Genomic DNA, 13,060 nt, shown 5'->3' with positions numbered 1-13,060 from the left:
GACTTCGGTCCCCTGAAGGTCCGTCGAAGACTACGACGTTGATAGGCAGGATGTGTAAGCACAGCAATGTGTTCAGCTAACCTGTACTAATTGACCGTGAGGCTTGACCATAAAAAGTTTTGAAGAAGGGGGGAGGTTCTCCTCCCCCCGACTTCTTCTGACTTTACGAATTGATCTTTCATTTACTGCAATGCCAGGTTTGTCAGTGCAATTGCCGAACAGTTTACGCTTTTCGGTGGCTATAGCACGGGGGTCACACCTGTTCCCATCCCGAACACAGAAGTTAAGCCCCGTTGCGCCGATGATACTGCATGGGAGACTATGTGGGAAAGTAGGTCGCTGCCGAAATTAATTCAAAGGCCCGTCTCGTAAGAGGCGGGCCTTTTTTTGTTTGAAGTGCATAAGGAATCCACCTGCGCGATCGCAGCGGCTTAAGACGCAGATGTCCTCTTATCTTGAGACATAATTCAATATGAACAACCAGGCTCTTTTGTAATCCATATAAATAGTCTCCATAACCAAATAAAGGGTCGCATCGAGATTTTTTAAACGGTGTTTTACAGCGAATGATATTTATGAGATAGTTGAAATGCTTTAATGATATTCCTGATCGGTGAGGACAAGTCATTGCAATCTGAAATCACTTCTAATCAAGCTCTCAAAAACAAAGAAGAAGAGTTGCGCGCGATTATCAACGGTGCAAGGTCGATTCTTGGGAAAAGAACCTTTGCTGCCTCGGCCAGGGAAATTTTTGATCATTGCAGCCGCCTGATCGGTTCGACCTCCGGTTATGTTGCATTGCTTACGGATGACGGTGATGAAAACGAAGTCCTTTTTCTCGAGGATGGTGGAGCACATTGCACTGTTGACCCTGATTTGCCGATGCCGATTCGTGGCCTGCGGGAAGAGGCATATCAGGGTAATTGTGCTGTTTATCATAACGACTTCATGAACAGTGATCACGCCGAAATGATGCCGGAAGGGCATATGGGTCTAAAAAACGTCATGTTTTCACCGCTTGTTATTGACGGAAAGACCGTTGGCATCATTGGAATGGCCAACAAACCGGGCGATTTTAATGACCGCGACGCCGAAATGGCTACGGTCTTCGGTGAACTCGCTGCGATCGCTTTACAAAACAGTCGTTATCTTGAAGAAATTGTAGCACTCAAGGGAATCATTCCAATTTGTTCTTATTGTAAAGGGATTCGCGACGACGCCGGGTACTGGAGTCGCCTTGAGGAATATATTGAGTCACGCTCGGAAGCTCAATTCAGCCATGGTATTTGCGATACCTGTATGGCCGAACGTTTCGGCGATTATCTTAAGCGTCCACGTTGATCCAGCGCCTCCAAAAATCTGAAAAATTGTACTTCATTCCTCCCGGATTCATTTGATGATAAAATCCATGTACTCTGACCATCTCTTCATTGACTTTGCTACTGTAGCCGCTACAAAGGATGATCGGAGGATCAGGGCAGGTCTGCAGCACCCCCTTCGATAACCCCAATCCTGAGATTTTTTCATAGATTGACCGGGAATCACCAGGTCAAACGCTGCCTTTTTTGTGAAGAGTTCGAGGTCGAGCATACTCTCGGTCATGATCGTGGTCTCGTCACCGGGATGCCAAGGATGGACGTTCTCAAGGCGAATGCTGCACAGACGAAGTCCGATGCCGAGATCAATTCTGCCGAAGAGATAAAGATCCTTGAGGAAATGAAAAGTCGGCCGAGGTGAAGTTCGGACAATTGCTTGCTGCCGGCGTCAACGCCTGGTCTGTTTATAAGACGGAACAGAAAGTGCGTGGTCGGACCTGGGAAATGCTATCAGTCAGGCCGCTTCCCTCTTTAAGTTTCATTTGCGCAAACCAGCAACCGGAATTAGCTCCCCTTTTTTAATTCAATCCCATACGATTTTATCTTCCGATGCAGGTTTGAGCGTTCAATCTCAATCATCTCGGCGGTCTTCGATACGTTCCAGTTGTTTTCCTGCAGCTTCTGGGTAATAAACGCCTTCTCAAACAACTCCCGGGCGCTACGGAAATTGTCGTCCTGGTTCGCCATATTGGTATAAAGGCTATCGGAACTGTTCTGCTTTTTAACGATGACAGTTGGCAAGTGTTGCGGTTCGATAATTTCATCAACCGTCATGATGGCGAGTCTTTCGATGATATTTTTGAGCTCGCGTACGTTACCCGGCCAGGAATATTGCGCTAAAAGGTTGAGCGATTCGGCAGACAACTTCTTTGCTTTTTTGCCTTCTTTCTGGCAGAAGAACTCGAGAAAATGCATGGCAAGTGCCTGCACATCGTTGACCCGTTCACGCAGAGGCGGCACATGAAAGGGGAGGACATTAAGTCGATAATAGAGGTCTTCGCGAAAGTTTCCTTCTTTGATCTCTTCTTCGAGATCTTTGTTAGTCGCAGCGATAACCCGAACATCAACCTCGATGGTTCGATTGCCGCCGACCCGTTCGAATTTGTGCTCTTGCAGGATGCGCAGAATTTTAGCCTGGGTTTTCAGGCTCATATCACCGATTTCGTCAAGGAAGAGAGTCCCGCCATTGGCCTGGTCGAATTTGCCTTTGCGTTGGGTTGTGGCGCCGGTAAATGCACCTTTCTCGTGACCGAAGAGTTCGGATTCGATTAATTCTTCTGTGATGGCGGCACAGTTGACCTCGATGAAGGGTTTTGCTTTGCGCAACGAATTGAGGTGGATTGAGCGGGCGACCAGTTCTTTGCCGGTGCCGTTTTCACCGGTAATTAATACCCAGCCGGAAGTCGGTGCGGCCATGTCGATCTGCTGTTTAAGGTCAATAATCGGCTGGCTGTCACCGATCATCTCATGGTCCTTGGCGATGGTCTCCTTCAGCGCCCGGTTCTCTTCGACCAATTCATTCATTTTTGCGGCTTGCTGGATCGAATGCAGAACCTTTTCGAGCGAAAGTGGCTTTTCGATGAAATCAAAGGCACCATGCTTGGTCGCCTTGACGGCTGTTTCAATGGTCCCGTGGCCGCTCATCATAACGACCGGCTGATCAGGTGTTTCGGCCTTGATTTTTTTTAGTGTTTCAATGCCATCCATACCGGGCATCCAGATGTCAAGCAAGACCAGATCGGGGCCTTCCATGCGGACCATTTCCAGACCTTTTTCACCATTTTCGGCAACCATCGGCGTAAACCCCTCGTCTTGCAGGATGCCGACCAGGCTTTTACGAATGTTTTCTTCGTCATCGATGATCAGGATTGTATTCATTTTGCTCATAATTCATCTCAAGTGTTCAGGGTATCGCCACTGACCGGCAATTCTACGATAAATGAAGTTCCGTTGGGGAGGTTGTCTTTGACTCTGATATATCCGTTATGGTCCGAAATGATTGTCGAAACAATTGCCAGGCCGAGACCGGTGCCTGATTTCTTGGTTGAAAAATAAGGTTCAAACAATCGAGGCTTGTCTTCCGGCGGGATGCCGCAACCGTTGTCGCTGATGGTAAAGATTGCCATTTGCAGAGCGCGATTGTAACTGCTGCTGACTTTAATCTCTCCGGTTTTGGCATTAACGGCGCTGACAGCATTATCAAGAAGATTGATAATTGCCCGCTTGATCTGATCGTGATCGAGATTGAATACCGGCATAGACTGATCCTGATCGAGCGAGAAATTTATATTCTTGTGCCCTTCCTGGTAAAGCCTCAGCGCCTCTGACAGGACCTCATTCAACTGGTTCGGACTCGGATTGCTGGCCGGCATTCGGGCAAAGTTGGAGAATTCATTGACCAGGTTTTTCAATTCATCCACCTGCTTGACAATCAGATTGGTGCAATCATCAAATACAGTGTCATCGCCCTCAAATTTGTCGAGATATTTACGCCGCAACCGCTGCGCCGAGAGCTGGATCGGAGTCAGTGGATTTTTGATCTCGTGCGCGATGCGTCGGGCAACTTCACGCCATGCCGCCATGCGTTGGGCCTTCATCAGTTGAGTCAGGTCGTCAAAGATAACGACCGTACCGATGAATTCGTTATTCTCATCATGTAAATTGGTCACCGTAACGACCAGCGTCAATTTTGCTTCGCCAACGGTTAAGGTCAACTGCTTGCGGATTGAATCCTTGCCGGAGGCTTTGAGTTCAGCAAGAATTTCCAGTACCAGAGGTTGATGATCGTCATTGAGGATTTCCCGGAAATTTTTGCCGAGGACTTTTGTCGCATCAATTCTCAAAAGAGTCACGGCAGCTGCGTTGACTGTTGTCAGGCGGCCATGTTGATCGACTGAAATTATCCCGGCCGTGACATTGCCCAGTATCGTCTCCATGTAACGGCGACGCTGGTCTAGCTCAAGGTTCGATGATTGCAGCTCGATGTTGGCCTCAGTTAACTTTTCCAGTCCGGCGCGCAGATCCGATGTCATGGTGTTGAATGAATTGACGAGCGAGCCGACCTCGTCATCACTTGTAACATCGAGTTTAACATCAAGGTTGCCTTCGGCGACGCTTTTGGTCGCCACCGCCAGATCCTGGATCGGAACAGTTATACCTCGAGCCAGATGAAACCCGAACCAGGTAGCGAGGAATATGATGACCAGGGCAATCAGTAACAGAAAAACAAGATATCCCGATTTGATGTTTCCCTTGAGCAGCTTGGTGTTTTTAAACTGTTCGTAGGAATTAGAGATTTCCTTCATCTTGTTGACCAGTGAGTAGGGAACATAATAGTTAACAACGACAACACCGACAACATCGTTCGGATTCCAGTTGGAGTAGATTGGTACGACACCGCGGATCAGGTCGGCCTTGCCGATCGGGGTTATGCGACTGAAGCGGCTCCCTTCAAGGGCCTCCTTGATGTTATCCGAACCCGGATCGGAAAACTCCGATGTCGGCACTTTCGGATTGGTTGATCGGACCAGTTCCTCAAAGGTCGATGAAAAGACTTCAACGATTCCGAGATTGTATTCAGTCTGCTTTTTCTGGACAAATGATTCGAGCTGATTAAGGTTTTCCTCCTTGAGCAGGCGCTGATCCTTGATCGTCGTTGCGATCTGGTCGGCGTAATATAAAGCGTTAGCCGCAGAATTCTTATAGTAAGTCTGGGCAACGTTCAGCGATTCCTGGAGTGATGACTCAATTTGCTGGTTAAACCAGTTTTCAATTGAGCTGGTAATAAAACCGGCTGAAACAAAATAAAGCAGCATGGTCGGAATCAGTGACAGGGCTATAAACGTGACGACGAGCTTGGTGCGGAGTTTGGCTCCGGGTACGGCCCGCCGACGTTCAAGCAGAAGTTTGAACAGATTCCTGAAAATCAGAAAAAGAAAAATGATAATCAGCAGAATGTTCAGATTAATGATTGCCAGAACGAGGATGCTGTTCGATAAGGGTAGTTTGGCCGTCAGCTCGAACAGCTGCGTTTCAAAGCGGGTAAAAATAATAAGAAGCAGAAACACGACAAGGGTAATGATCCATTCCCGCTTCCGCCTTGGCGGTCTGGATGGAGCTACCTGCTCATGTTTATTTTCAGTCTTCTCTTCTGTCATGGCCGGATCACTGTCTTTCTTAACTAAATACTTGATAATAGGACAGTTTAGTTATGTTTGGCAAGGTCTCCAAATAAAAAAGGCAGCCGAAAAGGCTGCCTTTGGGATCTTGAACAGTTGATGGTCAGATTTTTTCAAGCGCGAGTTCGCTGCTGGCCGCAAGGGTTGGCTCAGTGTGCAGGGCCATCCGCAGGTCGTCGTCACTGAACTCGATCAGCTGCCAACAGTCAGTTGACTCAAGAATTTTTTCAACGGTTTTGTGATTGATGTCGTGACCCGATTTGTAGGTCCGGATATGGCCGAGAATCGGATAGCCGGCCAGACTGAAATCACCAATGGTATCGAGAATCTTGTGCCGGACGAATTCGTCCGAGTAGCGAAGCCCGTCCGGATTCATGACGCCATCATCATCTATCACAACAGCGTTGTCGAGAGAACCGCCGCGTGCAAGGCCGTTGGCCTTGAGATATTCGACTTCCTTGAGGAAGCCAAAGGTTCTGGCGCGGGCGATATCCCGGGTAAAGGTCTCAGCCGAGAGTTTTACCGACCGGTTCTGCAGGGCAATGCTAGGATGATCAAAAGCGATATCTGACGTAACCCGGAAAAAGCGTGACGGAATAATACTGATTCTTTTTTCTCCGTCAACCACCGAAATTGGCTTGCGGATAGCCAGATACTTCCGGCTCTGGGCCAGGTTAGTCAGGCCGGCATCGTTAATAATTTTTACGAATTCTGCGGCGCTACCGTCCATGACCGGAACTTCCGGACCATCTATGTCTATATGAAGGTTGTCGACACCGAAGGCGTAGAGTGCAGCCATCAGATGTTCGACCGTCGAAACCTTGAGGTCACCTTTGCCGAGAACCGTCGCCAAGCGCGTATCGACAACATTTTCAGAACAGGCCTTGATCGTTATCGTTCGGTCGCCCGCACTGCGATGAAAGAGAATTCCGTTATTGGCATCGGCCGGGCGAAGCTTGACATGAATGGTGTCACCGGTGTGCAGTCCAATGCCGGAGAATTCTACCGCTTTACTGATTGTGCGTTGGAAAATAATTACTCTTCGATCCTGTTATTTGTATTATTATTTTCGTATATTGAAACAATACATACAATCTTTGTGCCAAAAATTTATTGTTTTTTAACAGCGCGTATTTGTTGATCTTTTTCGGAATTTCAGTATTGCAGATCAGTTTGGGAAGGATTGTGTTGCAGATATGCACAATCATAATGTGGTTCGGTTGACACAGTATCTTTTGAATACGGTTCTATCTAAAGGCGTCCGGAGCGGAGGATGCCAATCGCCAGCCAGAGACCGAGAATGCCGGCTATGGAGTACCCGAGAAGGCCGAGTACCGGGAACCCGAACAACTGTGGTCCCTTGTCAGTCAGGATGACCAGAGATGAGCCGATGATGATCGAGCCGACCAGCATGCTGAACGAGATACGGTTGCTCGAACGGTCGAGATCGGATATCAGTTTGTCGAGACCTTTATGCTCCAGGGTAACTTTGAAGCGATTACGATTGATTCTGTTTATAAATTCCTTGATGTCGCCCGGCAGAGTACGGAACAGTTTGAAATACGAATGGCTGGTCCGTATAGCCTCCTTGGTCACATTCCCCGGAGCCATTCGCTCGCGTAGCATCCGTTCGACGAAAGGTTTGAGGTGAGCGATCATGTTGAACTCCGGATCAAGCTGTCGACCGATGCCTTCCATGGTAACCAGGGCCTTGCCGAGCAGTATCAGATCCGGCGGGAACTTGATCCTGTGTCTCTGGAGGATTTCAACGAATTCGGTCAGCAGGCGACCGGCTTTAAGCATTCGCAGAGGGATCTCGTAGTTTTCATCGATGAATTCACTGAGCTCTCTTTTCAACTGGCGGCGGTCGGTTTCATCGGCAATTTCACCCGAGAAGAGTAGTTGATGCATGATATGATCGACGTCCCGCTCGGTTAACGAAACCAGAAGATCGACCAGTTGATACTTGAGGGTGTCATCGAGATGCCCGACCATGCCGAAATCGAGCATGGCAATTCTGTTTTCAGGAAGAATAAAGACGTTGCCGGGGTGGGGATCTCCATGAAAAAGTCCGTATTCAAGGACCTGCTTAAGGAAGACGTCGGCCCCCCGTTTGGCAATGACAGAGGGATCGTACCCTGCGGTTTCGAGTTGTTTGATTTCACTGACTTTGACCCCTTCGAGATAGTCCATGGTCAACACGGTGTGGCCGGTAAACTTCCAGTAAACATTGGGGACACTGAAGGTTTCATCCCCCCTGAAATTTTCCCGGAAGCGATCGATCGTGTGGCCTTCCCGGCTGAAGTCGAGCTCGCGGTTGATAACCCGCCGGAACTCCCGGACGATAGCCAATGGATCGGCAATCATCTCAGTCTCGATGTGGTTCTCGACCAGGTAGGCAAGCCCGGTCAGAATGTCGAGGTCTGTTTCTAGAACAACCTCTATTTTCGGTCGTCTGATCTTGACAACGACCTCTTCGCCCGATTCAAGAGTCGCCCGGTGAACCTGGGCTATGGAGGCCGCCGCCAGCGGTTCAGGGTCGAATGTGGCGAACAGTTCATCAGGTGTTAGACCAAATTCCTTTTTGATGACGTCCTGAATCGCTTCGAACTTCTCCGGTGGGACATCATCCTGAAGTTTACGAAATTCGTCGGTGTATTCCCGGGGAATCAGGTCGGGACGGGTCGATATGATCTGGCCCAGTTTGACGAAAGAGGGGCCGAGCTCTTCCATCGCCAGGCGCAACCGCTCCGGAACGCTCAATCGCTCAATCTCCCTGGGCGCCTTGCCGAGGGTGACGAAGCGCCGCCCGAGCTCAACATAATAGTTGATATTGAGCTGTTCGACGACATGGCCGAAACCGTACTTGATGAGGATCCCGAGAATGGTCCGGTAGCGTCGGATTGAACGGATATTGCGGTTAATCCGCTTGAAAGTCAGCATCAGATAATATCTTGGTCAGGTTGAACGTTATTTTTCGAGTTCTTTAATCCGATTTTCCAGCTTTGTGATGCGGCCCTTGAGGGTTGCCAGTTCATCCTTGGTGATGATACCAAGCCTTTCGCAGGTTTTCCTGACTTCCTCTTCGGCGGCTTTCTCCAGTTTACTCCTGTTCTCTTCGGCTATTGATTCGAGCCGTTTCAGAATCTTGCGGCCTTCATCCTCCGAGATATTCATCTGCTCTTTCATTTCTTGCAACATCTCCTCCGCCTTTTTCTGGCTCAATGAGATTGCGCCAACACCGGCGAGAATTGTTTTTTCAAACAGTTCTATCATGCTTTCCTCCTTTTAATTCAGTTATTTTAACTATTTATATACTAACACAGTAAATTGGCGGTGCAATTTTTCGGCTCATTTTATCTGAAGCAGAGCTGCCGTAGCAGCCTCTTTGCCGCGGTCAATGATTTGCCGGGCCCGGTGAAACTCTAGTAACCTGAACTCTCTTAATTCAGGCCTGATCAGTAAGTCGATCTGATCTTTGTCAATGCGAAGCGCGTTGATTTGATTCTCCATGATAGCGACGCTCTGTGCGAAAACCCGGAAGAGCCCGGGGGGCTTTCGGATGGGTTGGGGGCGATTATCTGATTTGTTGTTTTTCCCCTGCCAGACTTCCCGGAAGGTGTTTTCAATCCATTCCGAATTGAAATGTTCAAGGAAGCCTTTCTTGTCGCTTTTTTGTGTCGAGGCTGGTGAAATCGCTTCACTGTACTGCTTTTCGACTTCCGGAATAGCGCAGACACCGATGATGTATTCGGCGCCCATATTTCTGACAACATCGGTCGGTACGGGAGCACATATTCCACCATCAACCAGAAACTGGTCGCCGATCTGCACCGGAGCGAAGATCCCGGGAAATGCAATAGCAGCTTCAATCGCTGCGAGGAGACTCCCCTTGCGGATAACAATCAGTTCTCCGGTTTCGATGTCGGTCGCTGTCACCGCGAGCGGGATCTCTAGCTCCTCGAACGATTTCACCGGTAGTAACTCGTCGATAAAGCGGGTCACTTTCTTTCCGTCAATCAATCCGGATGTCGGAATGATCGGATCAATCAGGCTGGCAAGCCGTCGCCAGTTCAGGCTGCAGGCGACTTGTTCCATCTGGTTGACCGGGATGCCGGAAGCATAAAGGGCGCCAATCAGGGCGCCGATTGAAGTGCCGGCCAGCATTTGAATCCTGATGCCGGCATTTTCCAGAGCGTCAATGACCCCGATATAGCTCAAGCCCCGGGCGGCGCCACTGCCGAGAGCCAGGCCAACGGCAGTTTGATTTGCCAGTCCGCTTTTCTTTTCAGGCTCAATCATCATTTTTTCAAAAACCAGAGAATCAATGAAATGAATGCCGAGACCAACAGGCAGCTTGTAACGGGGAAATAGAAACTGGCATTTTCACGTTTGATATAAATGTCGCCAGGAAGTTTGCCGAGCCATGGAATTTTCGGTCCGAAGGTAATGGCCAGGCCGATGAAGGTGATCAGCAGACCGGCCATAATCAGGAGTTTTCCGGCAGGCACAGTTGGGACTCCTAGTTGCGTTTGGAGGGGTAATATCGATCCATTTCAGAATAGATGCAGCCGCAATATTGCTGACGGTAGAGTTCCATTTTTTTCGACGCGTTAATCCCTTCCTGCCAACCGGTTCGGAAGTCTTCATAGTGGAATTGCAGTTCATACTTGTCAGCGAGGCTTTCACCAAATTCCCTGATCCGTTCATGCTGCTGATAGCGCGAATAAAGCAGGCTGGTTGAAAATCCATCAAAATTGTTTTCTGAAGCAAGCTTTGCGGTCTGCTCAAGACGAGAACGATAACAGTAATCGCATCTCTTTTCCGGATCCTTGGCGACATTTTCGAGGAACTCGCGGAGCATGTAGTCTTCATTGTAAATGACATCAAGCTCCATTTTTCCGGCATACTCCTTGACGGTATCCAGACGTCTTTTGAATTCGCGGTAGGGGTGAATGTTGTTGTTGTAAAAATAGCCGGTTAGATTGTGGTTCCGTTCCCGCAGGACACGGACTGGAAAGATAGCGCAATTGGCACAACATATGTGGAAAAGAATGTTCATAATAACCTCTGAAGACTTACTGTAACATTATTCGGAAGAGACTAAAAGTTCTTTGGAATCCTCGTTTTGACCAGTCTCCAATCGGGCAATTGCTGTTTTCGCCAAAAGGCATTGACCTTGTCGGTGACTTCCTGGTCGGGCAGAATATTGGTTGCATGCCGATAATAGGACTTTCTCAGGTTAGTCAGATCGTCGACGTAGCGGGTCAGCATTTTTTCTGTCTCCGACTGGTCACGGGGCAGTTTAATTGGCCCGGATCGGCAGGTTGAAATGAGCTCAAGAGCTTCGGCCTGCCTGATGCCCTGAAGCGTGATCTCGTTATTCATTTGATCGACCAGAATAATTTCATCGAAAAAGGTCTCTTTTATTCTAAGCCGGCCATTAAAGTTATATTCAATTCTCTGGTTCTCCGGGGTTTTGAAAATATAATTGTCAGGGAATATCGGGATCTCTTCTTCAAGGCATTTGTTGTTAAACAGGCGGATTATCTCCGGCGCGTCCGGCTGTTTTTTTGAGGTTGATTTCAGAGATCTCTTCGGTTCAATTGGCGTTGTTGCTCCGAGCCAGACTGTTATTTCCTGGTCGATATCGGCTGTGGTGACGATTCCCTTGCGCGTCGAGAGCTGCCCCAAAGCCCTGATGATTTTTTCGTTCGGCAAGGGCACACCGGCACTCGCTATCTGGGCCGCCATTTTTTCCGGTCTGGGTTGTGGCCGGCCAGGGGCCAAAAGGGACCATAAATTTTTACCGAGAGTCGATTGAAGATAGCATTGCAGTCCGGCCGACGGGTAGCCCTGACATGTCCCTTCCTCGTAAAACTGCAACTCGCCCGTCTCCAGCAGATGAAACGTCGGGTCCGATGCAAACAGGGCAATAATTGCGAATGGCCGTAGCCACCGCGGAAGGGGTGGCTCAATCGTTCGCTGGCTATCATTTTCCCGGGTAATTGATGTGGTCGCCGCATCACCCGGCTGAAACTGACATTTCAAACTGTTTTCTCCAATCAGGGCAATTTCTGAAATCACAAACTTTGCCCTGATTACTTCCGGAATTTTTTCTCCAAACCTGTCCCAGAGCCAGTTCTTCGGGATCGTCAATTCAAGGCGGCTTCCCTGGTCCAGCAGGCCGGTTAGATGGAGAAGCTGCCAGGCCCAGACCGGTGTTTTTCCGCCAAAGCTTATTTTGTGGTTTGGCCAGGCAAAACGTAGCCGTGCATTCAGTTCTTTTTGCAGCGCTGCGTTCGGAATGGTTTCATCGGTGAGAGCGCCGGTAAAAAAGTGATTGGCCAGTTTTGTTTTAAGATCAAAAGGGTTGGTGTAGACCTGCGTAGCTTGGTGGGGCGGACTGTTTGAGAAATTCCTGACAAGTGCGATTGCGGCAGCAATCCCGGGGAGGCTGATTTCGTACTCGGGAGAGGGATCTTCAATGGCGCTGTCGGGGTTTATCGCAACAAGCGGCAAACCTGAGCCGGTTGTTGGCAATGGCCGGCCACCGAGTTCAAAACTCAAGGATTTGAGGACCAGAGCGGCTGCATCAGCTATGAATTCCGGCAGAGCGCTTTTGATCTGCTCAAGTCTGTAATAATAGTGAAGAAATCGCCGCTGGCAATCCTCGGGAAAAAGAACTGTCTCGTGGTGAGAGGTAAAAGTCGTTTTCAGCTTCTCGGGCAAATTGTTGACAGCCTCAGCCAGGTTGTTCGGGAAGTCCGCGACTGAAAAGTCGCGAGGGAGATCATTTACCGTCGCCAGGGCTGGCGGAAGAAGAAGCATCTGCAACAGACTATTTTTTAGAGCATCCGGGGATGGAGTCATTCTGCCCTCGGCTATCGATAATTGGGCATCTTTCTGGATCGACGGCAAGATATCGAGATAGGTGATATGGATCAGATTCGCCAGATATGTTGCCGATATCTCCGGGATATGTTGTTGCAAATTGTAAAATTGTTTTTCCAGTTCCTCGATGAGCAGATTAAAACATTTTCGGAAGGTAGCCGGCGTTGATTCCTCTCCATGCGGCAGGGCGTACTCCCAGACTTTTTCCGGTGGGCTGTATGTGGCCGACCAGCATTGGATTTCACGGCGTCCCCATGTGAAAAAATGGGGAAGACCGAGCGCGAGCGCTGCCCGTGCTGCTACCGGCAGGATCTCTGCGTCATCGTGGTCCGGAAGGATTACGATGCCACCTGCAAGAAGGCTTTCGCGATTCACCCAGTAAACGAGCGGCGGAGTTGGCAGCGTCTCGGCCCCGATCAGTCCTCGACATAGCTCGGACTGGCGAAAGGGGCCGGGTTTTTGCTGCAATTTCTCTTCACTCCAGGCTTGGAGTTGTTGTGAAAATTGGCGAAGGGCTCCATCGGTTTTTGGCGTATTGTATTTTACAAGGTTCAAACGGATCACCCGGAGGATTCTTGAAATAAAAAAGGCCGCCACAATGGCGGCCCGGGG

The 13,060-nt window shown here is 49.2% G+C and carries 11 protein-coding genes and 2 rRNA genes; 4 read left to right on the top strand and 9 right to left on the bottom strand.

The annotated features are described in order from the left end of the window. The 4 genes from C0623_07920 to C0623_07905 all read left to right on the top strand — a co-directional run. Positions 1-115: ribosomal RNA gene (locus tag C0623_07920) — 23S ribosomal RNA — on the top strand; the annotation flags it as partial. 116 nt (positions 116-231) lie between these two features. After that, a 5S ribosomal RNA gene (gene rrf / locus C0623_07915) occupies positions 232-348 on the top strand. Positions 349-597: 249 nt separating this feature from the next. Then, positions 598-1,341 (top strand): hypothetical protein, encoded by a 744-nt coding sequence (locus C0623_07910; GenBank protein PLY00180.1) that lies wholly within the window; start codon positions 598-600, stop codon positions 1,339-1,341. A gap of 189 nt (positions 1,342-1,530) precedes the next feature. Beyond that, a complete protein-coding gene (locus C0623_07905) occupies positions 1,531-1,737 on the top strand; it encodes a hypothetical protein (GenBank protein PLY00179.1) in 207 nt (68 codons plus the stop codon). Positions 1,738-1,880: 143 nt separating this feature from the next. Here the strand turns inward: C0623_07905 and C0623_07900 are convergent, their stop codons facing one another. From C0623_07900 to C0623_07860, 9 genes are all read right to left on the bottom strand, one after another. After that, a complete protein-coding gene (locus tag C0623_07900) occupies positions 1,881-3,254 on the bottom strand; it encodes a Fis family transcriptional regulator (GenBank protein PLY00183.1) in 1,374 nt (457 codons plus the stop codon). Positions 3,255-3,271: 17 nt separating this feature from the next. Next, the gene (locus tag C0623_07895) at positions 3,272-5,533 is read right to left on the bottom strand and encodes a PAS domain-containing sensor histidine kinase (protein ID PLY00178.1); all 2,262 of its coding nucleotides are present in this window, start codon (positions 5,531-5,533) and stop codon (positions 3,272-3,274) included. A gap of 124 nt (positions 5,534-5,657) precedes the next feature. Then, positions 5,658-6,590 carry a UDP-3-O-[3-hydroxymyristoyl] N-acetylglucosamine deacetylase gene (locus C0623_07890; GenBank protein ID PLY00177.1) on the bottom strand — a complete coding sequence of 311 codons (933 nt, stop codon included), beginning with the start codon at positions 6,588-6,590 and terminating at the stop codon, positions 5,658-5,660. Positions 6,591-6,805: 215 nt separating this feature from the next. After that, positions 6,806-8,497, bottom strand: a complete 1,692-nt coding sequence (locus tag C0623_07885) for a ubiquinone biosynthesis protein UbiB (protein PLY00176.1) — start codon at positions 8,495-8,497, stop codon at positions 6,806-6,808. Positions 8,498-8,524: 27 nt separating this feature from the next. Then, positions 8,525-8,830, bottom strand: coding sequence for a phasin superfamily protein (locus tag C0623_07880; protein PLY00175.1), 306 nt, complete (start codon positions 8,828-8,830; stop codon positions 8,525-8,527). Positions 8,831-8,905: 75 nt separating this feature from the next. Next, positions 8,906-9,859: a patatin gene (locus C0623_07875; GenBank protein PLY00174.1), complete on the bottom strand. Its 954-nt coding sequence runs from the start codon at positions 9,857-9,859 to the stop codon at positions 8,906-8,908. Next, a complete protein-coding gene (locus C0623_07870) occupies positions 9,856-10,041 on the bottom strand; it encodes a DUF2905 domain-containing protein (protein ID PLY00182.1) in 186 nt (61 codons plus the stop codon). The genes C0623_07875 and C0623_07870 overlap by 4 nt, the downstream gene beginning before the upstream one ends. A gap of 35 nt (positions 10,042-10,076) precedes the next feature. Continuing rightward, positions 10,077-10,616 (bottom strand): hypothetical protein, encoded by a 540-nt coding sequence (locus C0623_07865; GenBank protein PLY00173.1) that lies wholly within the window; start codon positions 10,614-10,616, stop codon positions 10,077-10,079. A 41-nt stretch (positions 10,617-10,657) separates the two neighbouring features. Further along, positions 10,658-13,045, bottom strand: a complete 2,388-nt coding sequence (locus tag C0623_07860) for a hypothetical protein (GenBank protein ID PLY00172.1) — start codon at positions 13,043-13,045, stop codon at positions 10,658-10,660. Positions 13,046-13,060 lie beyond the last annotated feature (15 nt).

Source organism: Desulfuromonas sp., from assembly GCA_002869615.1.
Taxonomy (GTDB): domain Bacteria; phylum Desulfobacterota; class Desulfuromonadia; order Desulfuromonadales; family UBA2294; genus BM707.
The sequence above is the reverse complement of the archived record's forward strand: the minus strand, read 5'-3'. Positions and strand labels throughout refer to the sequence as shown.

Bases quoted from the DNA above. Each gene is read 5' to 3' on its own strand.
- C0623_07895 (PLY00178.1), bottom strand. From the start codon at position 5,533: ATGACAGAAGAGAAGACTGAAAATAAACATGAGCAGGTAGCTCCATCC.
- C0623_07880 (PLY00175.1), bottom strand. From the start codon at position 8,830: ATGATAGAACTGTTTGAAAAAACAATTCTCGCCGGTGTTGGCGCAATC.
- C0623_07875 (PLY00174.1), bottom strand. From the start codon at position 9,859: ATGATGATTGAGCCTGAAAAGAAAAGCGGACTGGCAAATCAAACTGCC.
- C0623_07870 (PLY00182.1), bottom strand. From the start codon at position 10,041: ATGGCCGGTCTGCTGATCACCTTCATCGGCCTGGCCATTACCTTCGGA.
- C0623_07910 (PLY00180.1), top strand. From the start codon at position 598: ATGATATTCCTGATCGGTGAGGACAAGTCATTGCAATCTGAAATCACT.
- C0623_07900 (PLY00183.1), bottom strand. From the start codon at position 3,254: ATGAATACAATCCTGATCATCGATGACGAAGAAAACATTCGTAAAAGC.
- C0623_07885 (PLY00176.1), bottom strand. From the start codon at position 8,497: ATGCTGACTTTCAAGCGGATTAACCGCAATATCCGTTCAATCCGACGC.
- C0623_07865 (PLY00173.1), bottom strand. From the start codon at position 10,616: ATGAACATTCTTTTCCACATATGTTGTGCCAATTGCGCTATCTTTCCA.